We start from the raw sequence: 24,160 nt of genomic DNA, 5'->3' as shown, positions 1-24,160 counted from the left end.
CCTCAGTGCGCGGCTTTGACGCACAGCACCGGGGCTTCGGCGTCGAGGATGACCTTCTGAATCGTCGACCCGAGCAGGAATTTTCCGACCGGGGTGCGCTTCCGGGTTCCGAGCACGATCAGTTCGGCTCCCACCTCGTTGGCGGTGTCGAGGATCTGTTCGGCCGGGTCGTATTCGCTACCCAAGGTCAGCACGCGAAACTCGACGTCCGCCCTGGTCAGGTAGTTGTTGACGGATTTGAGCTCCCCTTCGCCGAGGCGGTAGGAGTCGCTGCGCTGCGCCGACCGTGACGCATTGACGACGACGAGCTCCTTGCCGTCCTTCTTCGCCTGCGCGATGCCGGCATCGAGAGCAGCGTGTCCGGCGGGATTGTTGACGTAACCGACGAGTACTGTCATTTTTCACCTTCGTTGGATTGAGCTGTACAGATCCGAGCGCAGGTCGGGAACCCACCGTCCCAGCATATCGAGCCATGCAGACATGGGTCGGCGAGTGGCGCCGGCCGCACCGCCTCGGCGAGGGGATGAGCTCACGACAGCTCTTCGGGATTGCGGAATCGGGTGCTCGTGCCCTTCGTCGAACGGTTCCAGAACCAGGTCACGGCCCACAGAACGACGCCGATGCCGACGAGCGCCGCTGCGATCTGATACTGGATGAGCTCATCGAGGCGAGCCCACGGACCAACGAGGAACACGCAGGTGACGACGCCGATCCACGGCAGAATCGTCGGCGCCTTGAAGTGTTCGGCATTGCCGGACTTGTCCTTGCGCAGGATGAGCACGGCGACGTTGACGACGGCGAACACTGCCAACAGCAGCAGCGAGGTGGTGCCGCCCAGGGATGCGGTCACCGTCTCGGGCAGGATCGTGGTCACGAAGAAGATGAGCGCGAAGGCGATCAGCGTCGTGAAGATGATCGACACCCACGGCGAGCGGCGGCCGGCCAAGACCTTCGCGAACACGGGCGGGAGCACGTTCTGCTTGGCCATACCGTAGAGCAGACGGCTGGCCATGAGCATGTTGATCAGGGCCGAGTTCGCAACGGCGAACATCGTCATGAATGGGAAGATCGTATCGATCGGCAGGCCCGGAGCACCCTCGCGGACCACCTCGAGCAGCGGCGTCTCGCTCTCGGTGAGCACGCCGATGGGCACGGCTGCGACGGTGACCAGGGAGACGAGGACGTAGATGATGCCGGTGATCGTCAGACCAGAGAGCATGATCTTCGGGAAGATCCGCGGATCCTTCGTCTCCTCGACCATGTTGACCGAATCCTCGAAGCCGACCATGGAGAAGAAAGCAAGCGCAGTGGCACCGGTGACCGCGAGGAAGACGCTCTTGTCGCCCTCGGTCTCGAAGATCATCACGCGTGAGAAGTCGGCGTCACCCGAACCGAGTGCGAAGAAGCCGACGACGATGACCAGCAGCAGACCGCTCAGCTCGATGAGTGTGAGGACGACGTTGAACCAGACGCTCTCGCCGACTCCGCGGAGGTTGATGAGCGCAATGAGAGTGAGGAACGCCAGTGCAATCCACATCACCCCTGTGCCGGAGACGTCCCAACCGAAGCCGGCCACAAGGTTGGCAGCGAAGACATTCGACGCCGTCGATGCCGAGGTGATTCCGGAGCTGAGGACGGCGAAGGCGACGAGGAACGTCACGAAGTGGATCCCGAACGCCTTGTGCGTATACAGCGCTGCACCCGCGGCCTGCGGATACTTCGTCACGAGTTCCATATAGGAGAATGCAGTGATCAGCGCGATGAGGAAGGCGAGGATCACCGGTGCCCAACCGGCACCGCCGACCTGCCCGGCCACCTTGCCCGTCAGAGCATAGACGCCGGTTCCGAGGATGTCACCGACGATGAACAGAAGCAGCAGCTTCGGCCCCATGACCCGCTTGAGGGTCTCGGGCTGATGTCCGCCACCGGGGTCGATTGTCGTCGTGGGTTCTTTGTCGCTCACGATTCCTCCGTGTCCAATGCGGCGGCTGTGCCGCATACCTGGCCCTGACTGTGGTCAGAGCCTCGCCCAGTATGCCTCAGTCACGAGCCTGACACACAAGCTTCAGTTCCGAACCATTGTGAGAAACGCCGAGAACAAGGCCTTCGAATCACGTTCGCTCTCCGGTCCGAGCTCCATCGCTTCTTCCAACAGGGTATCTTTATCGAACCCCAAAGTCTGCAGTTTCTCCGCATCCCAGCGCTCGATGTTCGCCCGCGTCGACTCCGGATGGAACTGCGTCCCCCATGCCCGGCCGACTCGGAACGCCTGGAATTCACAGGCCTCGCTCGTGGCCAGCAGGGTCGCCTCCTCGGGGAGGGCGACGATGCGGTCGACGTGGCTTTCGACGAACGACGTCCGCGGTCGGATCGCGGAGAACACCGGGTCCGCGGCCGCCTCGGTGGTAGTGTCGATCCGCGTGTATCCCTTCTCCGGCGCCCCGGTCCGCGCCTGCACATCGCCCCCGATGACGTGGGCGATGAGCTGCCCGCCGAGGCAGATCCCGAACTGCGGCAGATCCGTGGCCAGGGCATGGCGGACGAGTTCGGCCTCATCGGCCAACCACGGGGCACGATCCGTCTCGTCGGGCATGTACCCGCCGCCGAGCATGATGAGCCCGTCATAGGCATCGAGTTCCGAGGGCGCCGGCAGGGGTGAAACCCCGCCGATGCGCAGATCGAATTCGACGTTCTCGCTGATCATCCACCGTGTCAGCAGCCCCGGCTGAGATTCGATGTCGTTGACGATGACGAGCAGCCGAGTCATGATTCCGCCCCCGCCGAGGAGGACGAACCATTGCCTGCGGACCCGACGTCGCCGCTGCTGCCGTTCCCCGTCGCCGAGGCGGACGTGCCGTTGGCCGCGGACGGTGCGTCGTCCGCCGAGCCGAGGAACGCCGTGTACGCATCCTCGTGCGCGTCGAGGACGCGCATCGCATTGTCGAAGCCGATCTTGCGCAGGTCGGTCTGCGACCAGCCGCGCGAGGCGAGCTCGGCGAACAGGTTCGGGTACTGGCCGGCATCACCGAGTCCGGTCGGCAGCTCATCGACTCCGCAGATGTCGCCGCCCAGTCCGATATGGTCGATGCCGATCCGCTCGCGTACGTAATCGCAATGGTCGGCGACTTGGGCCACGGTCACCTCGGGGGCGGTTCCCTGTTCTCCGGCGTCGACCCATTCGCGGCGGGCGTTCGAGACGAATGACGGCACGAAAGTCATCATCGCCACTCCCCCGTTGTCGGGCACGCGGTCGAGGACGTCGTCGGGGATGTTGCGCGGGTGCGGGTTGAGACCGTAGGCGCAGGAGTGGGTGAAGAGGACCGGCAAGGTGCTCTGGTCCAGCGACTGGTGCATGACGGTGGGCGCGACGTGGGAGAGGTCGAGGATCATCCCGATCCGGTTCATCTCCGCCACGACCTCACGTCCGAATGCGCTCAAGCCGCCGTGGACCGGTTCGTCCGTGGCCGAGTCGGCCCAGGAATGAGTGGTCGACCACGTCAGCGTCATATAGCGGGCCCCGGCGCGGGCGTATGACCGCAGCACGGCCAGGGACTCGTCGATCTGCTGACCGCCTTCGACGCCCATGAGGGAGGCAACCTTGCCGGCGGCGCGAGCAGCACGGACGTCGGCGGCGGTGCGGGCGAAGGCGAGTCGTTCGGGGTAGGCGGCGACGACACGCTGGACCGCGTCGATCTGCTCCCATGTGGCCTTGATCGCGTCGGCGCCGGTGATCGAGGAATGGACGTAGACGGACCAGTACTGCGCGGCCACATGGCCGGCCGCCAGCTGATCCATCGTGGTGAACGGCGACACGGCCGGATCGTTGAGCCCCTCCACGCTGTAGTCGCGTTCCTCGCGCAGGTACCAGGCGAGGTCGTTGTGTCCGTCGAAGACGTCGACGGCGGGTGCGGATTCGGTGTCGGGCCCGGGTGCGGAGGCTGTGTCGGGTGCGGTCATGGTCGGGTCCTTCCGGTCGGCGGATTGGTTCGGTGCAGGTGTGGGCGGATGCGGAGCGGCACGCCCACGATGGGGAGGTCGGCCGCCTCGGCGAGGTGGGGTCGGTTCGTTCATCATGCCAGCCCGGACAGGATCTGGGCCGACCACAGGCCGAGGAACGTGCCGAGGAACGTGCCCATCAGTGCGAACAGCACACCGACGGGGACGAGCTGTCGGTTGAAGGCTCCCGCGACGACCGGCGCCGAGGCGATTCCGCCGATGTTCGCGGTGCTGGCCACGGCGATGCTGAAGAGCTCGGTGCGGGTGAGCTTGGCGTAGATGAGCATGATGGCGATGTGGACGAGGAGGACGATGATGCCCGCCACCAGGTAGAGCGGCGCTTCGGCCAGGGAGGTGAAGTCCGAGCCGGAGGCGATGATGCCGATGATCAGGTAGAGCAGGATCGTCGCGAGCTCATTGGATCCGGCGGTCCTGCCGAACCGAGTCGATCCGATGGCCAGGCCGAGGACGCTGACGATGAGGATCGTCCACGCCGTTCCGTCGATGACCGCTCCGACCTCGGGCAGCAGTTCGCCGAGGCGGATCGCCAGGGCCGAGGCCAGCAGCGCGAATCCGATGAGTCCGAAGATCGACGACAGCGTCATCGGCTTCTCCTCCTCGGCCGAGACCCTGTCGGTGAAGTCGAGCTTCGACATATCGGCCTTCGTCCACGTGTCGAACTTGTCGGAGACCGTGACGGAGGAGAAGACGAGCAGCAGCCAGAAGGAGTAGAGCACCGTGTCGACGATGAGGACGTAGCCGAACACGTTCTCCGGCGCCTGGAGGACCTCCTGCACCGCGACCATGTTCGCCGAACCACCCGTCCAGGAGGCGTTGAGAGCGCCGAGGGCCTTCCACGCCTCCGGGTCGAGGCTGGAGTGCAGGATGAGGTAGCTGATGATGAAGCCTGCGATGATGCTCGCCGCGGTCACCGCGAAGGTGAGCAGCAGTTTGGGCCCGAGCTTGATGATCTGCCGGATATCGCATTTGAACAGCATGAGCAGGATCATCGCGGGCAGCATCACCTCGCGCAGGGTGTCACCGACCGCGGTGATGTCTCCGCCGTCGTGGTCGAAGACGCCGAAGGTGTTGAGCAGCGCCGCCACGATGTAGAGGATGACGAAGCCGGGCACATATTTGAAGAGCGTGAAGCGCCCGCTCCGGTCCGCGACGACGAGTACAGCGGAGATCGCCAGAAGCAGGCTGATGAATAGAAAACCGTCCGTGATCACTTACGACACTTCCTCATTGAAAACGTCCATCCCGGTGCGGGGCATGCCTCCGGGGTGGAGCAATGTGCAGTTGTCGATCGGATCCGGTCCGGTGAGGGCCCGGGCAATCGGGGTGGTCGAACGTGCTGCCTAAGCGGTGACCTCGCGGTACTTCTTCACGGCGTTGTTCACTGCTGTGATCAGCGCCTTCTGCGAGGAACCGTGGTAGCGGCGCTGGATGCGCTCTATCAGTCGACCGGGGTCCGTGATGTCGGCATCGACGAACAGGCTCCGAATGAAGTTCCGGGTCAGAGCCAACGTCGCCGTGCAGTCCACATCGAGGATTCGGTGGGTGTCCGGCTGGATCTCGAACGCCACGTAGAACAGACCGAACTGGTTGGTGATCGGGTTGTTCGACGGAGCCTTCGCTTCGCCTGTGAGGTAGATCGTATCGGACATCGCCCACCAGACTACCCCACGGCCGTCCGTGCCGAGGGTGCTTCCGAATCGATCGACATTCAGAGGAACCGGTGGATCGCGTCTCCGGCCTGCCGCATGATCGGCATGACGTCGACGACGCGGTCGGTGCCCGGTTCCCAGTTCGCGAACACCGCATAGGCGACGCGACGCGTAGGCGTCATCACGATCCCGGCATCTGCCCGGATCGTCCCGTTCGTGCCGGTCTTGTTCCACACCCACACATCCCGCTGGTAGTTGTAGTGAGCGAGCGGGTCGAGATCGAACGCCGAGGCGACCATCGAGGTGTCCGCGCCGGCTCCCAACCAGCGCCGGAAGACCTCGTTCGTCGACTCGTCCCAGAACTCGTCCTTGGCGTGCCTGGCCATGAAATCACTGAGCTCCGCGGCCGTGCCCGTCGACAGTGTCCGCGGTGCCTTCGCCGGACGCGGCCAGCGCAGAAAGTCATGCAGACCCGAGTTCCGGTACCCGAGCGTCTCCACCTGATCCGCAACATTCTCCAGCCCGACCCTGCGGATGAGCACGTTCGTGGCGAAGTTGTCGCTGAACGCCCCGATGAGCAGAGCGACGTCGAAGATGCTCAGGTCGTCCTGCTCCATGAGGTACCAGATCCCCGATTCGTCGACTCTCTCCGAGGGCCGTCGGTGCAGGCGTTCTTCCAGGTCAACCGTGCCGTCCTTGGACATCTGCAAGGCAGTGTGGAGCAGGAAGACCTTGCCCATGCTGGCCGTGTCGAGTTCGTCGTTCTCATTGTGGGCGAACACCCGTTCACCGCTGTCGACGTCGAAGGCCAGAGCGCCGAAGCGCACTCCGGGCAGTCCATCGAACTTCAGTTCGCTCATCATCATGCTCCTGTCAGTCTCGTTTCGTTCATGCCTGCCCAGCCGCGCGATCGACCCACAGTCGCGGCCGCTCCCCGTACTCCGCCTCGAGGGTGACATCGACGCCGAGTGGGGCACTCGGCGCATCGGGATCGTGACCGAAGCCCATCTCCGACACAATCGGTATTCCTAGACCGCCGAGGTAGTCGATCATCAGCGCCTCCACCTCGTGGACAGGAGCGCAGTCCTCCCACGAGCCGAGCACGACCGCATCCGCCGAGGTGAACCACCCGCCGCGGACCAGCTGCACCATGAGATTGTCGAGCCGGTACAGCTCTTCGTCGACGTCTTCGAGCATGAGGATGCTCGGACCCCGACGCTCGCGTCGTTCCCGCACGTCGATGAGCTCGGGACTGCCCATCCCAGCGGCGATGAGACTGAGATTTCCCCCGCCGAGGCGGCCCTTCGCCGACCCCGGAACCAACGTCTGCGCCCGGCTGAGCGGGCGGTTAGCCTCCCGCGCAGCGGTCTCCTCCGCAGCGGTGCGCTCCGACGAACGGTCTTGAGTGGTCGAAATGGTCACGTCCTCTACGGGGAAGCCGAGTTCGCGGCCGCCCCAGGGATGGAACAGCCACGAGGCCACCTCGTCGGGGACGACCGTCGATTTCTTGAACGGGTCGTTTCCGACCATCGGGCAGAACAGGGTCGCGACACCGAGGTGGTGCTCCCAGGCCTGGTGGAGTGCGGTGATGTCCGAGGAGCCGGTGAGCAGCTTGGGACGGCCGTCGCGGCGCAGCATGTGCCGGCGCATGAGGTCGAAGTCGATGCCGTCGAGCAGGCGCATGGCTCCGAAGCCGCCGCGCAGCGCGATGACCGCATCCGTGTCCGGATCGCACCACGCGTCGACGAGGTCGGCCCGGCGCTCGGCATCCGTGCCGGCCAGATACTTCACCCGCGGGTGGCGGGCGCGGATGTGCTCAGCGGGCACAACGCGCAGCCCCCAGGATTCGAGCTGAGCGATCGCCCGCTGCAGCGACTCCTCATCGGTGGGTCCCGACGGCGCGATGAGGCGAACGGTGTCACCGGGCGCCAGCGGTGCAGAATCGAGATAGGGGCTCGGCTTACTCATTCCTCACCAGACTCTGGCTTCCCAGTCGGGGAACCGCGGCGAGCAGCTCCTGCGTGTACTCGTGCTGCGGATCGGACAACACCCTGTCGACTTCACCGTATTCGACGATCTCGCCTCTTTTCATCACGGCCACCGTATCCGCGATGTTCCACGCCAGGCCGAGGTCGTGGGTGATGATGAGCGCACTCATTCCGAGGTTCTTCTTCAGTGCGAGGAACAGCGACAGGATCTCCCCGCGCACCGAGGCATCCAGCGAGGCCACCGGCTCATCGGCGATGAGCACCTGCGGGTCGAGCGCCAGGGCGCCGGCGATGACGACGCGCTGCCGCTGTCCGCCGGAGAGCTCCTGCGGAATCGACTCGAGATAGTCCTCGGCCGGGGTGAGCTCGGCGGCTTCGAGCGCGCCGATGACCCTCTCGTACTCCTGGTCCCTGATCCCCTGCACCTTCAGGCCCTCGACCACGGCCTCGTACACGCTGCGTTTGGGATTGAGCGATCCGGCCGGATCCTGCAGAATCATCTGGACCTTCCGCCGGAATGCTCGCAGCGCCTTCGCCTGCTTCGGCAGAGCCTTGCCCGCGAACGACAGCTGGGAACCCGCTTCCACCTCCTGCAGACCGAGCAGTGACCGCGCCAGAGTCGTCTTTCCCGAACCGGACTGGCCGACGACGGCAAGGATCTCCGCCTTCCGCAGCTGCAGATCCACACCGCGCACCGCACGTTCACGACCCCGGCGGGTGTCGAAGGAGACGCTGAGGTTCTTCGCCTCGAGCACCACCTCATCCGTCATGGTGAACGGTTCGGCCCGGACCACCTCGGCGGGTTTGAGTGTCCGGGGGTTGAGCCTGGATTCGGGGTCCCCGATCTGCGGAAACGCACCGGCGAGCTGCTTCGTGTAGTCCTCCTGCGGAGACAGGCACACTTCGTCGCTGGGTCCGTATTCGACGAGGCGGCCGTGACGCATGATCGCGAGATTCGCGCACACGGCGGAGAGCACGGCGAGGTCGTGGCTGATCATCAGCAGCGAAATCCCACGTTCGGCGACGAGACGAGCCAGGCCGGACAGGATCTGCTTCTGCACGATAACGTCGAGAGCCGTCGTCGGTTCGTCGGCGATGATGATATCGGGTTCGCAGGCGAGCGCCATGGCGATCATGATGCGCTGTTTCTGCCCGCCGGAGAGCTCGTGCGGATACGCGCTCGACTTCGATGTCTCGAGGTTGACCTCAGCGAGGAGTTCGAACATCCGGTCCCGGCGCTTCTGCGGAGTCGTCCACGTGCCCTTTGAGTGATGTTCGAGGGCTTCGATGATCTGACTACCGACCTCGCGGACGGGATTGAGAGAGTGCAGAGCTCCTTGGAAGACGATCGAGGCCTGTGCCCACCGGACCGCGCGGATCTGACCGAAGCTCAGCTCCCGGATGTCCTGCCCGCCGAGGAGGACCCGCCCCTCGAGGCGAGCCGACTTCGGCAGCAGGCGCAGAGCCGACATGATCAAGGTCGATTTCCCCGAACCGGACTCCCCTGCGATGCCCAGGGTGGCACCGGCGGGCAGGTCGAGGCTGACGTCTTCCACGGCGACGACATCGCCGCGGTCGGATGAGGAGCGGTAGGTGATCGAGACGTTCTCGAATTGCAGATCGGTCATCAGCGGCTCCTCAGGGCAGGGTTGATGATGGCCTCGAAAGCGCGCCCGACCATCGTGAAGGCGAGCACGACGAGCAGGATCGCCACACCCGGGGTGAGCACGTACCACCAGTAGCCGGAGGTCGCCGCGGACACGTCCATCGAGTTCTTCAGGATCGTGCCCCACGATTCCTTCGATGTGTCCCCGAGGCCGAGGAACGACAGCGTCGATTCGGCGATGATCGCCCCACCGACGGTCAGCGTCGTGTTCGCGAGCACGAGCGGCATCACCGCAGGCAGCAGGTGACGGAACAGGATATGGAAATGACCGGCACCGAGGATGCGCGCCCTTTCGATGTAGAGCCGAGATTCGACGCTCAACGTCTGCGACCGCACGATCCGTGCCGTCGACGCCCATGAGGTCAGTCCGATGGCGACCACGATCGTGAAGACACCGCGCTCGAGCACGGAGGAGAGCACGATCGCGAGAAGCAGGGACGGCAGGACGATGAAGAAGTCGACGATGCGCATGATGATGCCGCCGAACAGTCCCGTGAAGTGACCTGCGGCCAGGCCCATGATGGTGCCGATGATCATCGACATGACGGTCGCTGCGACGCCTACGAGGATCGACACGCGCGCTCCCCAGAGGATGCGCACCCACAGCTCCCGTCCCAGGTCATCGGTGCCCAAGGGGTGGTCGAGGCTCGGCGGGGCATAGCGCGGCACGTCGAGCTGCTTCGTGACATCGAGCATCGAGGCCGGGGCGATGAGCGGTGCGGCGATCGCGATGACGATGAAGAACAGGAGCACGACGGCGCCGATGAGCGCCGGGACGTCGGAGCGGAAGAGCGCCCAGTTCTTCTTCGCGTTGTTCATTCGACGTTCGCGGACGAGCTTCGCGCCGTCGACGGCGGGCCCGGCCCTGCCGGACGTGCGCGGATCCGATCCCCGTGTCTCCGAACCACGCGGATTCGGTTCGTTCGATGAGGGGCCGGGGGCCGCCTCGGCGGGGGTGTTCGCGCTCATCAGGCCCTCCTGACGCGGGGATCGAGGAATCGGTAGACGATGTCGGCGGCGAGGTTCATCACGATGATGATCGCCGAGAACACGACGAAGGTGCCCTGCAGCAGCGGCAGGTCGGGGCCGCGGATGGCCTCGAAGGTGAGTTTGCCCAGTCCCGGCCACGAGAACACGGCTTCGACGGTGACGGCGCCGGCGATGAGCCCGCCGATGTGGAGGAAGACGACGGTGACGGTCGGCAGCAGCGCGTTGGGCACGGCGTGACGGCGGCGGACTTCATCCTCGGTGAGTCCTTTCGCGCGGGCGGTCGTGAGGTAGTCCTCGTTCATCTCCTCGAGCAGGGAGGCGCGCATGATCATGAGGAACTGCGCGTAGACGACGGCGACGAGCGAGATGACGGGGAGGATGAGGTGTTTGATGACGTCGATAATCCCGGCCGGTGACCAAGGGTCGAGCCCCGGGGTGATCATGCCGCCGGTGGGCAGCCATTGGAGGGTGCCCCCGAAGATCATGAGCAGGATGAGGCCGAGCCAGAACGTCGGCACGGACCAGAAGATCAGCGAGGTCGAGGACGCGAGCTTGTCGAACAGGGTGTTGCGTCGCCAGGCCGAGATCTGTCCGAGCCACAGGCCCAGGACGATGGCGATGACGGCCGCGGTAGCGGTGAGCAGCAGGGTCGGGCCGAGGTATTCGCCGATGAGCGCGGACACGGACTTCCGGTACACGTAGGACTCGCCGAGGTCGCCGGTGACGATGCCGACGAGGTAGTCCCAGAACTGGACGATGACGGGCTTGTCGAGTCCGTATTGGCTGCGCAGTTCGGCGATCTGCGCCGGGGACATCGGTCGTTCCTTCGCGATCTTGAGCACGGGATCGCCGGGCAGCATCCGGAACGCGAAGAAGCCGAGCACGATGACGAGGACCATCGAAGTCGCGGCTCCGCCGAGCTTGCGCAGGAAGTAGCGGGCGAACGATCCGCCGGCCGGTGGTTCGTCCATATCGACGGTGGCGGGGTTCGCCGGCTTGGCGGAGTTCGCGTCGGCGGTTGCCGCGGATCCCTTCGCCGACGCGGGACTGGGGTTCGTGGGGTCGGTGCCTTGGTTCGCCGTGCCCGTTCCTCGGTCAGGGCGATCCCCGGAATGGGGATCGTGGGTGGGTGTGCTCACTGTGGTGCTCCAGGTGGTGGGGACGGGCCGTGGGCCCGGGTGCCGCAGGTGGTGCGGACTGGCCCGTGGGCCCGGGTGCCGCAGGTGGTGCGGATGGTGCGGCACCCGGACTGTGGGTGTGGGGACTATTCGCGGTCGTCAGACTTCTCGCGACGGCTGAGCAGCCAGCCGCCTCCGCCGAGAACGACGATGACCGCGGCCGCGATGCCGATCCAGCCGCCGGCGCCCATTCCGCCGCCGGTGGCTTCCTCTTCGCTGACGGGTTCGACCGAAGAATATCCCCAGTAGCCGACCTGGTTGGCGATAGCACCGCCGTCGCTGGGCTGTTTGGTGAAGTTGTCGAACCGGTCGGAGCGGTAGGCCTCGAGCTGGTTCGGGTACCACAGCGTCACCGAGGGGGCTTCCTCGTAGTGGATGGCCTGGGCCCTCTGCACGAGGTCCTGACGCTTGGCCTGGTCGAGCTCGACGTGCTGAGCCTGATAGAGCTTGTCGAATTCCTTGTTGCACCAGCCGTCCTGGCTGGTGCCGCCGTTGCCGTCGGCGTCGGGGCGCTGACCGCAGGTGTTGATGCTCAGCTGGTAGTCGGGGTCGGGGTTGATCGACCAGCCGGAGAAGTACATATCGTAGTCGCCCTTGGTGGTGCGTTCGGACACCGTGTCGACGTCGGAGGACTCGTTCTTCAGGTCGATGCCGATGTCCTTCATCCACGGTTTGATGAACTTCGCGGTGCTCTGTTCGATTGGCGCGTCGGCGTCGGTGAGGAAGCGCAGCTGCAGCTTCTCACCGTCCTTCTCGCGGATGCCGCCGGATCCTTCCTTCCAGCCTGCGTCGTCGAGGAGCTTCTTCGCCTCGGCCACGTCGAATCCACTGATGACGGAGTTGTCGGACTTGAGTGTCCAGTCGGGATAGACGGCGGGAATGAAGCTCGTGGCCGGCTGCGCATAGTCCTGCATGACCTGTTTGCGCAGGGTCTCGGTGTCGATGCCGGCGCGGATTGCCTGGCGGACCTTTTTGTCCTTGAGCGCCTCATTGCCGGTGCCGAATTCCTTGCCCTTGGCGTCGGCGACGCCCGGATTGATGGAGATTCCGTTGAACCGGCGACCGTTGCCGTCGTTGAGTTCGACGTTGTCCGCGTTCTCCAGCGCCGTGAACTGGTCGGGGCTGAGCCCGGTGATGAAGTCGACTTCGCCGGAGCGGATCGCCTGCACCTGCGCATCGGAGTTCGTGTAGTAGCGGTACTGGATCTCGTCGAGCTTCGGCTTGCCGCGCCAGAAGTTCGGGTTCGCCTTGAGCGTGATCGACTTGTTCGCCTCGTAGCTCTCGAGTTGGAAGGGCCCCGAGCCGACGGACTTCTCATCGTTCTTGAATTCGCCGGGCTTGTCGATCTTCGACCAGACGTGTTCGGGCACGACGGGGATCTCCTGGCCGGGGTTGTTCGCCTGCGGCTTCTTCAGGGTGATCTTGACGGTGCCGTCGTCGGGAGCCTCGACCTTGTCGAAGTTCTCGACGAGGCTGCCGTTCGCCACCGCCATCTCTTCCTTCTCCATCATCTGGTTGTAGGTCCAGGCGACGTCTTTCGAGGTCAGCGGTTCACCGTCGGACCATTTCATGTCCGGACGGATCGTGTAGGTCCAGACCTTGCCTTCGGAGTCCGTGTTCCATTCGGTGGCGAGCCCCTCGGTGATCGAACCGTCCTTGGCGTCGTTGGCCACAAGGTTCTCGTACATGTACCGGAAGGTGTTCGTCGGCACGAGGTAGAAAGACGTGAACGGGTTGAAGGAGTCGATGAAACCGTCGGTGGCGATCCGCAGCACGTTCTCGGACGCCGGAGCCTCCGAGGTGGCAGCCTGCGCCGGGGAGGCGGCCATCGATCCGGCAAGGGCGAGTGCTGCGACTCCGGCCATGCACCGTTGCCAGCCTCTGCGCAGTGAGTGTGAGGTGAGCATCTTCGTCTTTCTTCTCGTGCGGTGATTCACTTGTCCTCCCTGGCCTGGGTGAATCTGGGTGTTCTCCCGGGTCAGAGCAGATGTGTTCTCCATCACTCTACGTTCGAAGTGACGTGAAAACGGCACAACAACACACAAATATGCCTGCCGGTCACTGTGCAGATGCCACAGGCGAGTCGAAATCAGCTGCCGTGGGCAAGTTCGGCAGCGGTTTCGCGATCGTGCGGACTCACCTGGCGGCCGTCCGGGCTCAGCCCGCGGTTCATCGGACTCAGCGGGCGCAGTTCGGTCTCGCCCGCCTCGGCGAGGATTTCAGCGATCGCCTGCCCGCGGCGGATGAGGCTGAACTCGATGCCGCCGTCGGGAGCGGTGCGGTAGCCGAAGATCGGCACCCGCGGGAGCAGATTGTAGGAGAACGGGTTCGAGAAGTAGTAGGCGCCTGTCTCGGGTACGGCGACGAGGTCACCTGCGTCGAGACGCGGCAGCATCCGATCCCGGGCCAGGAGGTCGCCGGAGAAGCAGGCGGGTCCGGCGACGTCGGTCGGGACGATCTCGGTGTCGGCCTCCTCGGCGGTCTTGGGGTTCCCATCCGGGGTGAACGGCAGGATCCGCAGGGGCCAGTCGTTCGGGGCATAGGCGGTGCGGGTGGCGACCTGGACACCGGCCTGGGTCATCACGATGCGGCGCCCGCCGGTGGTCTTCGCGTATTCGACGCGGGTGAGGATGGTGCCGGCCTTGGCGAGGAGGGCGCGGCCGAATTCGGTGACGATGTCGAATTCGAACAGGCCCGCCACCTCCTCTTCGAGCACCGAGCGGTAGTCGGCGAAGGTCGGGTTGATGTCCTCGCCGTCGAAGTTCACCGACAGTCCCCCGCCGATGTCGATGCGCGTGATCCGCCTGGTCGAGGCACGGGAGTTGATCTCCTCGGCGAGGTCGACGGCGGCGCGGATTCCGACGGCGGCCTTGTCGAGGCTGATGCCCTGCGAACCGGAGTGGACGTGGATCTGACTCAGCCAGGGGCGAGCGAGGTAGGCCTCGATGAGGGCCTCGCGGGCGCCCGGGTCGGCGAGTCCGATACCGAATTTCGAGGTTTCGGTGGCGGTGCTCAGCGCGCCGATCGCGCCCGTGCCCGACTGCGGATTGATGCGGATTCCGATCTTCGCCGAGGCGGCCGTGGCGTCCGTGCTGTTACGCTCCGCCAGGATCGTGTCGAGGCGCGAGAGTTCGTCGAAGTTGTCGACATTGATCGAGACGCCAAGGTCGACGGCCCGGCACAGTTCGGCCCAGGTCTTGGCCGGAGAGTCGAAGACGATGCGGTCGGGGGCGAACCCGGCCGAGAGTGCGAGTTCGAGTTCGCCGGGGCTGGCGACCTCGCAGCCCGCTCCCGCCTCGGCGAATCGGCGCAGCAGCGACGGCAGCGGCACCGCCTTGCACGCCACTGCGTGGAGCACCTCGCGGTCCGATGCAAATGCCGAGGTCAGCCGGTCAAAGGCGGTGTCGACCCAGTCGAGATCCATGAGTCCGAGCACGGCCGCCTCATCGGTCAGCGCGGGGAGGGAGTCCGACTGCGCGGAGGCGTGTGCCGACTGTGCCGGAGCCGAATCCGGTCGCGCGGAGGCATGTGCCGACTGTGCCGGGGCAGCTGCGCGGTGAGGCGACGCGCTGTTCTCTGCGATCGTTCGGATTGCTCGGGCGCGACGGTTCGGAATCGCATGGTGATGACTGGGCATAACGTCCTTTGTTCGAGATCTGTTGTCACCTTAGGACGGCTGACCTCGAAGAACGCACGATAATTCGCCAATGTTCGCAGAAGCTGATTGTAGGTTTCTCACGACCGGTCGTGAACGAGCACGGAGAGTTCGAGCCAGAGCCGCTCGGCCGGTTCCGCCGTTGAGAGACCGGTGATCGCCTCGATCCGGCCGAGGCGATGTCGCAGCGAATTCGTGTGCACATGCAGTCGGCGGGAGGCCTCGGCCGAGTTGCCGACCGTGGCGAAGTAGACGCGCAGGGTCTCGAGCAGGCTGCCGTTGTGCTGATTGTCGTGAGCGGCCAGTGCCTGCGCCGGACCGAGCACTCCGGCGCCCGGCAGAGCCCGCTGGCCGGCGGGTGCTCGCCCGCCGGCCGGTCCGGGCCCTCCGCCGATCACGCGCTCATCTGCGGCCAGCAGCGTATCGGCGACCTGCAGACCGACGACCCTCGCTGCCACGTCGCGGATGGTCGCCCCGACGATTCGGCGGTGAGTACTCGGACTTGCGCGTGTGCCCGAACTCGTCTGTGCGGTCGGGTCCACGTCCTCGTCGTCCGCGCCAGGACCCGCCTCGGTGACGGTCTGCACGGCGTCGACGACGTATGCGGCTTCGGTCCACGACCGGTGCACGGCATCGAGGCGGTCGACCGGGGCGCCGACTCCGAAGCACAGGGTCTCCGACTTCGGCAGGGACCTGCGCAGAGCGGCGATGACGTGGTCGCGCACCTGATCGGCGTTCATCGGCTCGCTCATCTGCACCAATGCCGCGAGGCGGACCCGCTCCCCGGTTCCGGATCGACCCATGCTGACATCTGCCGGGCTGACAGGAACAGAACCATGTCCGGCGTGTGCGGCACCGGCGGAGCTCACGAGCGCGAGCACGGCATCGGCGAAGGCGGCCCGCAGATGGAACCGCAGGACGGGCTCTCGGTCGGGGGCCACCTCGGTGAAGGCAAGGACGCAGAAGCTGCCCGAGAACGGCAGCGACAGCAGGGTCGCCGCCGGCCCGAGATCGGCCGAGCCGGCGAGGATCCCGCCGAGAGCCTCCCGGCGGATGCGCTTCTCGAACGGTGACCGGCGCAGGGTCCGCAGCATCACTGGCAGGGCCGCGCGGGCGGCATCGCGCAGCACCTCGCGCAGCGGTTCGGGATCGACCTCGGCCGGGTAGGCCGCCCAGATCGTCCCGATGAGTTCGCCCTCGCTGCGCAGGGCGATGACCGATCGGGCCGGTGATGCGCCTTCGGCGGGACGTTCGACGACGTCGGTGGAACGGCGGATCGTGTCGAGGAACCCGGATTCCTCGAGTTCGGCGATCCGCCAGTCGGGAATGGCCCCGGACAGGATCGTCTCGCGACGGATCTCATCGAGTTCGTCGCCGAGGTTGGCATGCGCGAGCACTCGCGAGGCCGGGTCCTCGATCGTGATCGACGCGCCCGTGGTTTCGGCGATGGCGGCGGCCAGGGCGCTGAGGTCGTCGACATCGGGCCAGGCAAGGGCGCTCGTCGCCCCTTCGATGAGCTGTCGCAGATGGACGAGGATCTCCGACCACGTCACATGCGGCGATCGTTCGAGGAGGATCGGAGCCCGGCCCGCACTCCCCCGCAGGTCGACCCGGTCACCGAGGTGGCTGCGCGTTCCGGGCGGGACGACGAGGGCGGCGGCTCCCGTATAGTCGGTCAGTACGAAATCGAGTCCGGCAGGGCTGCGCACCGGTTCGGTGACGAGGACGACGGTTCCGTTCAAGGAGCCGTGGTCGGCGGCCTCGGTGGGCGCGGCTGGCAGGTCGAAGCCGAATTCGACTCGCGCGACCGCGACGTCGTCGGCCACCTCGGTCAGCGGCAGGAGGAACCCCTCTGTGTCCCGGATCAGTCGGGACAGTCGCGGACTCGCGGTGTCGGTCATGCTCCCACTGTAGTCAACGAGCGCCCACGGTCGGGAGGGTCTGCATCAACGGAACCGGTCGCCTCGGCGGGGTGGGATGTAGCGGACGGGTCAGCCGCCTCGGCGGGGTGGGATCTAGCGGACGGGTCAGCCGCCTCGGCGGGGTGGGGTTGAGTCGAATCAGCCAGCCGCCTCCGCGGGGGCAGATCATTCCGGGGAGAAGAATTTGAACTGGAGAGCGCGGACGACGAGCTGGGCGAGATTGCGCGCCCCCAGTTTGAGGCGCAGGTTGCGGGCATGCGACTTCATGGTGGACATGGCCACCGACTGGTCGGCGGCGATCTCCTCGTAGCTGTGGCCCTGGCAGAGCAGGGTGAGCAGCTCCAGTTCGCGCGCGGTCAGCTGCGGTGCCGCGTCGGGGGCGTCGGGCAGGGGATCTCCGCTGATGACGATGTCCTCGGCCAACCCTCTGAGCAGTTCGGGGCTTTCCCCCACCGAGGCGGCCCGCACGAGCGAGACGAGTTCCCTCTCCCCGGCCGTCTTGTTGATCACGGCGAGTGCGCCGGCTTCGAGCCCGCGGGCGATTCCCGGACCGGGCGACACGGTCGTCAGGAGCACAACGCGGGCCTCGGGGTCGAGGTCCATGATCGCCGCCGTCGCATCGACGCCGCTCATTCCCGGCGGCATATTGACGTCCATGAGGACGAGGTCGGGACGCTCGGCGTCGAAAGCGACGATGGCCTCTTCGCCGGAGTGCACGGGGTCGAGTACACGGAAGGAACCCGCATCATCGAGCGCCGCCGCCACCGCTCGTGTCGTCCACGAATCGTCATCGACGACAAGCACGGAGGTGCGTGCGGCGGAGTCAGGGGTCATGTCGTGGTCGGCCTGCGGCATGGTCGTCTCCGGTCTCACGTGAGGGGCCGCTTCCGAGGTCGCGTAAGTGGCCGAGGTGGTGTGCGGGGCCGCGTGGGAGTGCGACGCCATCAGGCGTCGACCTTGCCCCGGCCGCCCTTCGTACGGCTGGCATTGCTGTGGCTGCCGTTGCTGAGGCGGTAGGTCGCCTCGCCCGAGATGCCGGATCCAGCGGTGTCCGTGCCCGTGAGTCGATCGGGAGCCTCGGCACCGGTCGCCTCCAACGCACCCACCCTGCCTGCGCCTGAGGCCGAATCGGCGCTGTGATCGGCGCCCGGTGCCTCAGCCGAGGTGGCACCAGGATTCTCTGCACTTGACGACACAGCGCTGGTGTCGAAGTCATCATCGACGACGTCGATCATGTCCGCGTCCGAGGAAGACCGCGCGGTATCCGATTTCGAGGAAGCCTGCGCTGAAGGGGTGATGAACCGGATCGGCAGGGCCACCTCGACGACGGTTCTCTTCCGATCATCCTCGTCCACCCTGCAGACGCCGCCCACGGCCTTGGCCCGGCGGGACAGGGACCTCGGCGCCTGGGTCAGGGCGGTCGAGGATTCGTTCGTGCTGCAGCAAAGCAGTTCGGCCCGGTCACCGCGCTCACCTCGCATTTCGACGGCGAGGGTGGCGGGGGTGCCCGGAACGGAGTGGCGGATGACGTTCGTGGCGAGCTCGAGCATCACGGCCCGGAAATGGTGGGACATGGTGCCGGTCGCGTGGGTCGGCAGGGGGGAGAGCTCGGTGGTCAGCGGAACGGAACCGGCCGCACACCCGTCCTCGATCGCCGTCGTCAGCTGCTCCGCCTCGGCGCGGAACCGAACCCGGGAGGTGGCGGAGTCCCCGGTGCAGGCCTCGGCCTCCCACCTGCTCAGGCTCGTCACCAGCTGTCGGAGCCGTTTCGTGGCCTCGGCGTTGACCAGCGCCAACTCGGCGAGGAGGCGGGCCGCAGTCTCGGGATCGCTTTCCTTGGCGAGGGTGCGGATGATCGCGGATTCGGTGGTCAACGAGTGCGAGATGGTGTCGTGCATGTCACTGGTGAACCGGGCGCGCATGGCATCGAGTGACTTCTGGTGGTCGACTGCGGCGCGTTCGCGGCGGTCGATCTCACTGCGGATTCGAGCTTCGACGAAGGACGCGCACAGGCCGAGGATCGAGTAGGTCAGCCAGCCGTAGCCGAGGTCGGTGAACCCTTCGAAGCCGGCGTCATAGGATCCGAGTCGGGTCGATGCGCCGAGGTAGACGGCCAGTCCGACGGTGCCCAGCGCGAAGCCGATCCAGCGGCGGCGGCTGATCAGGACCGCGGTGGCGAGGATGAGCGCCTCGGGGAACATGTTCTCCAGGTCCGGGTAGAGCATGGAGAACGCGATGCCCAGTCCGGTCGTCGCGATGACGATGCTCAGCGGCAGGAAGCCGGCTAAGACGATGAGTCCGTAGGCGAGGATGAGCAGGCCTGCGTAGCGAGGTTCGGTGATCTCGAACGACCCGGGCACCAGGATCGTCAGACCCATGATGAGGGCCAGCAGACGGATCGGCAGATCGATGAAGCGCGGCCCCCGAAGGAAGTGCCACACTCGGGCCGGGACGCTCGCTGACGTGCCGGTCGCGCTGTCGATCTCTCCAGTCATGGCCTCTATTGTGCTACAACTGCACCCCCCGAACTACCTGACGGCGGCGCAGCAACCACGCGCCAGGTTGCTGAGCCGCCGTCAGGTAGCAAGTGGGAGGAGGGTCAGCCGAGGAGTTCGGCGAGGGCTGCCTCGATGACGTCGAAGGCGTCGCCCAGGAGCTCGTCGGAGATCGTCAGCGGCGGCAGGAAGCGCAGGATGTTGCTGAAGGTTCCCGTGGTGAGCACGAGGACGCCGTTCTTCGCGCAGTAGTCCGCGATCTTCTTCACGAGATCCGCGTTCGGCTCGATCGAATCGTGCTCGACGAACTCGGCGGCGATCATGGCACCGCGGCCGCGGATGTCGCCGACCTCGGGGTACTTCGACTGCAGCTTCGTCAGGCGGTCGACGATGATCTCACCGATAGCCAGGGCGCGCTCGGGCAGTCCGTCCTCTTCATATGAGGCGATGGCGCCGAGTGCTGCGGCACAGGCGGCAGGGTTGCCGCCGTAGGTTCCGCCGAGGCGGCCCGGTCCGACCGAGTCCATGATGTCCGCGCGACCGGTCACGGCCGACAGCGGCAGACCGCCCGCGATGCCCTTGGCCGTGGTGATGAGGTCGGGCACGATGCCCTCCCACTCGGAGGCGAACATCTTGCCGGTGCGGGCGAATCCGGCCTGCACCTCGTCGGCGACGAAGACGATGCCCTTCTCGCGGGCGTAGTCGACGAGCGTGGGCAGGAAGCCCTCGGCCGGGACGATGAAGCCGCCCTCACCCTGGATGGGTTCGATGACGATCGCAGCGACGTATTCGGAGCCGATCTGCTTCTCGATCATCGTGATGACGCGCTTGGCTGCGTCCTCACCGCTGATCTTCGTGCCGGCCGCATCGTTGTCGCGGTACGGGTAGGACATGGGTGCGCGGTAGACCTCACCGGCGAAGGGGCCGAAGCCGGCCTTGTAAGGGGCGGCCTTCGCTGTCATCGCCATGGTCAGGTTAGTCCGACCGTGGTAAGCGTGGTCGAAGACGACGACGGCGTCGCGGCCGGTGTGGGCGCGAGCGATCTTCACAGCGTTCTCGACGGCCTCGGCACCGGAGTTGAGCAGTACGGTGCGCTTCTCGTGGTCACCCGGAGTGAGGCGGTTGAGGGCTTCGGCGACCTCGACGTAGCTCTCGTAGGGGTTGACCATGAAGCAGGTGTGGGTGAAGGCCTCGAGCTGGGCCTTCGCGGCCTCGACCACGCGGGGGTTCGAGTTGCCGGCTGTGGTCACGGCGATGCCCGAGCCGAGGTCGATGAGCTGGTTGCCGTCGGCGTCCTTGAGGATGCCGCCGCCGGCCGCAACCACGTAGGCGGGCAGGCTCGAACCGACACCGGTCGCCACGGCTGACTTGCGACGTTCCTCGATCTCACGGGACTTCGGTCCCGGAATCTCGGTGACGATCTTACGTTCCTGCGGCAGAGCTTCGCCGCCAATTTCCAAAGCTGTCATAAGGGGAAGAATAGGGGTTATCGACGCTTTTTGTCACTTGCCGTCCGAGGGCTGAGCAGAACCGCCCGCAATGGAGAGACGAACGCGCGGATTCGGTCCAGTTCGGGTACGAAATCCGCAGCCGTTCACCGGCCGCCGAATCCCCGAGTCAAACCGTCGACACCGAAGGCAGAAGCACCCCTTGCCGCACTCCAGACTCCCTGTGATCAGCGGTTCTGGCTGCGGGCGTCGACGTCCCTGTTCCGTTCCGGAAGAATGCGCTCGTGGTCGCGCATCGGCACGACGATCGTCTCCTGAGCACCGATGACGCGTTCGCCGTCGCCGATTTCGAAGCTCAGCTGCGCCTCGGGGGCGAGGTTCCGTTTGACCACGGCCAGACCGATCGGTCCGAGCTCCCAGTGCACGGTCACCGAGGTCAGCGTGCCCACGGATCGTTCGGACCCGCGGACCTCGGCAAGCACCTCGGTGCCGGGATCCGGGGCGATATGGCCGGACCCGTCGAGATGAACGAAGGTCAGGCGCCTGGGCGGCTGACCGAGATTGTGGACGCGTGCCACCGCTTCCTGACCGCGGTAGCACCCCTTGGCCAGGTGCACGGCCGTGCGCAGCAGGTCGAGTTCGCCGACGAGGGCCTTGTGATCGATTTCATTTCGACCCGGTCGCCAGGCGGCGATCCGCAGGGCTTCCCAGGCGTCGAAGCCGGCCATGTCGAAGCCGTTCGCCGACAGCCCCTGCAGGTCAGAGCGCTTGACGATGCCGATGACGAACGGAGTCTCGAGACCCGGGTGGTCGGTTCCGGCGACGTCGTGCCCGATGTCGATCTGCGCGTAGGAGGCCGAACCGCTTCCGATGTGCGGCCACGGATCGGACCAGGTCCGGGTGACGGGCAGGGTCTCCGGCAGAGCGGTGATGGCGCCGAAGCACTGATAGTCGTCGCTGAGGTCCTCGATCTCGACGCGCATCATGAAAACCATCTTGCGCAGGAAGTCCAGTGTCGCATCGGTGTTGAGGTCGCTGATCGCCCACAGCGCCTCACCGTCGTCGACGAGCTTCAGCCAGCCTTCGATGCGACCGTTCGGATCGAGCACGAGGGTTTCGGTGGACACTCCGGGGGCCAGGGTGTCGATCTTCTGCGTGGTGATCGAGTTCAGCCAGGTCAGACGGTCGGGTCCGCTCAGACGCAGCACGCGGAGGTGAGCGAGGTCGACGAGACCGTCCTTCTCCTCGAGCACGCGCTGCTCTCGCAGAGGAGCTCCGTAGTGGATGGGAGTCTCGGCGAGGTCGCCGGCCCCGAACACCGCGGTCGAGCCCAGCCCGCGGGCCAGCGACGAGCGCCGAACCGCCTCGGTGGGGGTGTCGGTGTTCTCCGGCGACGGCGAATCGTTGAAGTCAGAATTCCGCGACACGGGATCAGTCATCTTAAGACAGCTTCTTCAATCTGGCAGAGGAGTGGGAGGCGAGTTCGTGGCCCATGGCTGCCATGTCCCAGGCCCACATGAGTTCGCCGCCGACGAGGCCGTACATCCGCGTCGAGGCGGTGTACTCCTTCGCGGTCTTGGTTCGGGCCACCACGTCGGTGGCCAGATCGATGCGCGGGCCCTTGACGGTGCCGGCGTAGAGTTCCATGACTCCGTGCGGGTGGACGATCTCGGCTTCGATCTCGAAGGCGTCGTCGTTCGTGCGCAGGGTTTCGACCGCTGCCGCCGAGGTGAAGGACTGCGGTTCGGTCGGCACCATCATCCCCGGGCCGACGTCGCCGTCGTCGCGCTGACGCACGAGCTGCCAGATTCCGGTCTCGAGAGTCAGGGTCGACTCGAGTTCACCGGATTCGCTGAGCAGCCACGCATGCGCGGTGTACTGGAGGAAGGGCGTGCCCTCATGGGCGACGAAGTCGATGCGCTGGCCGAACTGCTTCTCAGGAGTGTCCGCATAGCCGACGACACCGACGCCCTCCCACGACCCGATCAGCCAGGACAGAGGGACGAGCTCGGGGTGGACCGAGGCATCGAGTTCGATCACCATCAGGGATCAGCGGTTGTCTTTGAACAGCGCCGTGACGACCTTGATCCCGACACCCAGGGCACCGAGAGCGGCAACGCCGACGAGGCTGGAGAAGACGATTTCGAGAGCAACAAGATTTTCCATGCGCTCAGTCTACAGTTCCTGACAAAGTGATGTGCATTCAGCCCGGATCAGGAGGCGACGCGTTCGAGTGCGTAGACGACGACTCCGCCGAGAGCGATCGGGGCGGCACCGAGGGCGAGCTGAACGGCGAAGCTCCGGGCCTTCTCGACGTTCTTCTTCACCTCGATGTTCTGTGAGGCCTCGAGGTTGGCGGCCTGGAACTTCGCATAGGCGACGAGCCCGAGCATCCGATCGACCGCTGCCACGAGCAGGCCCATGATGACACCGAGGACGAGCGCCATGGCCAAGGAGATCGCCGGTGCGAACACGAGCACAGACAGGATCCCCGCCACGGCCGTGGACATGGCGATGGCCAACGGCGAGGTGTAGATCGCCGGCCACGGCAGCGCGGTCATGCACTGCGCCACGATGAGCGAGGCAAGGCCGATGACGATGGCCTCCTTGTCACCGGGAACCGTGATCGCCGCGACCCAGGTGCTCGCAGACAGGACGATGACGAGACCGGAGACCTGCGCGGACACGTTCGCCACCGCATAGGAGGCACCGATTCCGCGGGTGAGGTTCTGCACGAAGGTCCACAGCAGACCGAGCCCCGCGAGCACGGGCTGCCAGTCGAGGTAAGGAGCCGTCGAGTCCTGCCAGGCGGCGTAGAGTCCGCCGACGCCGAAGAGGGCGAGCATGATCGACGTCGCTCGCGGCTGCGGTGAGTCCGTCAGACGCGGCCAACCATAGGCGACGCCGAGGACGATGAGCCCGGTCGCCAGCAGGAACAGCGTATAGCCCCAGTACACGGAGGCACTGAGGGCCAACACCAGCACCAGGGCGACGGCTACTCGAATCCATCTGATCACAGCACTATCGTGCCTCATCCGGCGACACCCGCGGTAACCACCGGTGGCAGCGCGTCGGAGCAGCCCCGGCCCGGGCCTCGCTATACTCTTCCTCAGACGACGGGCGAGACAACGGGCGCCGAGGAGGTGGATGCA

At 65.8% G+C, this 24,160-nt stretch carries 20 protein-coding genes; all 20 read right to left on the bottom strand.

Annotated features, from left to right (window positions below):
* Positions 1-2: 2 nt before the first annotated feature.
* The 20 genes from HK353_RS00360 to HK353_RS00265 all read right to left on the bottom strand — a co-directional run bounded on the left by HK353_RS00360 (position 3) and on the right by HK353_RS00265 (position 24,025).
* Positions 3-398 carry a universal stress protein gene (locus HK353_RS00360; RefSeq protein WP_101543775.1) on the bottom strand — a complete coding sequence of 132 codons (396 nt, stop codon included), beginning with the start codon at positions 396-398 and terminating at the stop codon, positions 3-5.
* Between the two features lie 131 nt (positions 399-529).
* Positions 530-1,963 (bottom strand): APC family permease, encoded by a 1,434-nt coding sequence (locus HK353_RS00355; protein ID WP_342589762.1) that lies wholly within the window; start codon positions 1,961-1,963, stop codon positions 530-532.
* A gap of 102 nt (positions 1,964-2,065) precedes the next feature.
* A complete protein-coding gene (locus HK353_RS00350; RefSeq protein WP_173151199.1) occupies positions 2,066-2,767 on the bottom strand; it encodes a type 1 glutamine amidotransferase in 702 nt (233 codons plus the stop codon).
* Entirely contained in the window at positions 2,764-3,957 is a 1,194-nt protein-coding gene (locus HK353_RS00345; RefSeq protein ID WP_173151197.1) for a dipeptidase, read from the bottom strand. Before HK353_RS00345 ends, HK353_RS00350 begins: the two co-directional genes overlap by 4 nt.
* Positions 3,958-4,070: 113 nt before the next feature.
* Entirely contained in the window at positions 4,071-5,228 is a 1,158-nt protein-coding gene (locus HK353_RS00340; protein ID WP_173151195.1) for a DUF819 family protein, read from the bottom strand.
* A gap of 129 nt (positions 5,229-5,357) precedes the next feature.
* On the bottom strand, positions 5,358-5,666 hold the full coding sequence (locus HK353_RS00335; RefSeq protein WP_173151193.1) for a DUF3870 domain-containing protein: 309 nt from the start codon (positions 5,664-5,666) through the stop codon (positions 5,358-5,360).
* 59 nt (positions 5,667-5,725) lie between these two features.
* Entirely contained in the window at positions 5,726-6,526 is an 801-nt protein-coding gene (locus tag HK353_RS00330) for a serine hydrolase (protein ID WP_245395693.1), read from the bottom strand.
* 28 nt (positions 6,527-6,554) lie between these two features.
* Positions 6,555-7,634, bottom strand: coding sequence for a S66 peptidase family protein (locus HK353_RS00325; RefSeq protein ID WP_173151189.1), 1,080 nt, complete (start codon positions 7,632-7,634; stop codon positions 6,555-6,557).
* On the bottom strand, positions 7,627-9,282 hold the full coding sequence (locus HK353_RS00320) for an ATP-binding cassette domain-containing protein (protein WP_173151187.1): 1,656 nt from the start codon (positions 9,280-9,282) through the stop codon (positions 7,627-7,629). Before HK353_RS00320 ends, HK353_RS00325 begins: the two co-directional genes overlap by 8 nt.
* Positions 9,282-10,289 carry an ABC transporter permease gene (locus HK353_RS00315; protein WP_245395692.1) on the bottom strand — a complete coding sequence of 336 codons (1,008 nt, stop codon included), beginning with the start codon at positions 10,287-10,289 and terminating at the stop codon, positions 9,282-9,284. The genes HK353_RS00320 and HK353_RS00315 overlap by 1 nt, the downstream gene beginning before the upstream one ends.
* On the bottom strand, positions 10,289-11,449 hold the full coding sequence (locus HK353_RS00310; protein ID WP_342589761.1) for an ABC transporter permease: 1,161 nt from the start codon (positions 11,447-11,449) through the stop codon (positions 10,289-10,291). Before HK353_RS00310 ends, HK353_RS00315 begins: the two co-directional genes overlap by 1 nt.
* A gap of 125 nt (positions 11,450-11,574) precedes the next feature.
* Entirely contained in the window at positions 11,575-13,395 is a 1,821-nt protein-coding gene (locus tag HK353_RS00305; RefSeq protein ID WP_173151185.1) for an ABC transporter substrate-binding protein, read from the bottom strand.
* A gap of 182 nt (positions 13,396-13,577) precedes the next feature.
* A complete protein-coding gene (locus tag HK353_RS00300) occupies positions 13,578-15,125 on the bottom strand; it encodes a type III PLP-dependent enzyme domain-containing protein (RefSeq protein WP_173151183.1) in 1,548 nt (515 codons plus the stop codon).
* A 98-nt stretch (positions 15,126-15,223) separates the two neighbouring features.
* Positions 15,224-17,044: a PucR family transcriptional regulator gene (locus HK353_RS00295; RefSeq protein WP_173151181.1), complete on the bottom strand. Its 1,821-nt coding sequence runs from the start codon at positions 17,042-17,044 to the stop codon at positions 15,224-15,226.
* A gap of 186 nt (positions 17,045-17,230) precedes the next feature.
* Positions 17,231-18,010, bottom strand: coding sequence for a response regulator transcription factor (locus tag HK353_RS00290; RefSeq protein WP_245395691.1), 780 nt, complete (start codon positions 18,008-18,010; stop codon positions 17,231-17,233).
* Positions 18,010-19,560, bottom strand: a complete 1,551-nt coding sequence (locus HK353_RS00285) for a histidine kinase (protein WP_173151179.1) — start codon at positions 19,558-19,560, stop codon at positions 18,010-18,012. The genes HK353_RS00290 and HK353_RS00285 overlap by 1 nt, the downstream gene beginning before the upstream one ends.
* Positions 19,561-19,664: 104 nt before the next feature.
* Positions 19,665-21,029, bottom strand: coding sequence for a 4-aminobutyrate--2-oxoglutarate transaminase (gene gabT / locus HK353_RS00280; protein WP_173151177.1), 1,365 nt, complete (start codon positions 21,027-21,029; stop codon positions 19,665-19,667).
* A gap of 206 nt (positions 21,030-21,235) precedes the next feature.
* On the bottom strand, positions 21,236-22,447 hold the full coding sequence (gene ygfZ / locus HK353_RS00275) for a CAF17-like 4Fe-4S cluster assembly/insertion protein YgfZ (protein WP_173151175.1): 1,212 nt from the start codon (positions 22,445-22,447) through the stop codon (positions 21,236-21,238).
* A 1-nt stretch (position 22,448) separates the two neighbouring features.
* On the bottom strand, positions 22,449-23,051 hold the full coding sequence (locus tag HK353_RS00270) for a heme-binding beta-barrel domain-containing protein (protein WP_173151173.1): 603 nt from the start codon (positions 23,049-23,051) through the stop codon (positions 22,449-22,451).
* A 170-nt stretch (positions 23,052-23,221) separates the two neighbouring features.
* A complete protein-coding gene (locus HK353_RS00265; protein WP_342589760.1) occupies positions 23,222-24,025 on the bottom strand; it encodes an ammonia permease in 804 nt (267 codons plus the stop codon).
* Between the last annotated feature and the right edge of the window lie 135 nt (positions 24,026-24,160).

Source organism: Brevibacterium permense, assembly GCF_013280495.1.
Classification (GTDB): domain Bacteria; phylum Actinomycetota; class Actinomycetes; order Actinomycetales; family Brevibacteriaceae; genus Brevibacterium; species Brevibacterium permense.
This window is presented reverse-complemented; position numbering and strand designations above follow the sequence as displayed.

Bases quoted from the DNA above. Each gene is read 5' to 3' on its own strand.
- HK353_RS00300 (WP_173151183.1), bottom strand. From the start codon at position 15,125: ATGCCCAGTCATCACCATGCGATTCCGAACCGTCGCGCCCGAGCAATC.
- HK353_RS00330 (WP_245395693.1), bottom strand. From the start codon at position 6,526: ATGAGCGAACTGAAGTTCGATGGACTGCCCGGAGTGCGCTTCGGCGCT.
- HK353_RS00290 (WP_245395691.1), bottom strand. From the start codon at position 18,010: ATGGCGTCGCACTCCCACGCGGCCCCGCACACCACCTCGGCCACTTAC.
- ygfZ (WP_173151175.1), bottom strand. From the start codon at position 22,447: ATGACTGATCCCGTGTCGCGGAATTCTGACTTCAACGATTCGCCGTCG.
- HK353_RS00305 (WP_173151185.1), bottom strand. From the start codon at position 13,395: ATGCTCACCTCACACTCACTGCGCAGAGGCTGGCAACGGTGCATGGCC.
- HK353_RS00350 (WP_173151199.1), bottom strand. From the start codon at position 2,767: ATGACTCGGCTGCTCGTCATCGTCAACGACATCGAATCTCAGCCGGGG.
- HK353_RS00295 (WP_173151181.1), bottom strand. From the start codon at position 17,044: ATGACCGACACCGCGAGTCCGCGACTGTCCCGACTGATCCGGGACACA.
- HK353_RS00360 (WP_101543775.1), bottom strand. From the start codon at position 398: ATGACAGTACTCGTCGGTTACGTCAACAATCCCGCCGGACACGCTGCT.
- HK353_RS00345 (WP_173151197.1), bottom strand. From the start codon at position 3,957: ATGACCGCACCCGACACAGCCTCCGCACCCGGGCCCGACACCGAATCC.
- HK353_RS00315 (WP_245395692.1), bottom strand. From the start codon at position 10,289: ATGAGCGCGAACACCCCCGCCGAGGCGGCCCCCGGCCCCTCATCGAAC.
- HK353_RS00325 (WP_173151189.1), bottom strand. From the start codon at position 7,634: ATGAGTAAGCCGAGCCCCTATCTCGATTCTGCACCGCTGGCGCCCGGT.
- HK353_RS00270 (WP_173151173.1), bottom strand. From the start codon at position 23,051: ATGGTGATCGAACTCGATGCCTCGGTCCACCCCGAGCTCGTCCCTCTG.
- HK353_RS00335 (WP_173151193.1), bottom strand. From the start codon at position 5,666: ATGTCCGATACGATCTACCTCACAGGCGAAGCGAAGGCTCCGTCGAAC.
- HK353_RS00285 (WP_173151179.1), bottom strand. From the start codon at position 19,560: ATGACTGGAGAGATCGACAGCGCGACCGGCACGTCAGCGAGCGTCCCG.
- HK353_RS00320 (WP_173151187.1), bottom strand. From the start codon at position 9,282: ATGACCGATCTGCAATTCGAGAACGTCTCGATCACCTACCGCTCCTCA.
- gabT (WP_173151177.1), bottom strand. From the start codon at position 21,029: ATGACAGCTTTGGAAATTGGCGGCGAAGCTCTGCCGCAGGAACGTAAG.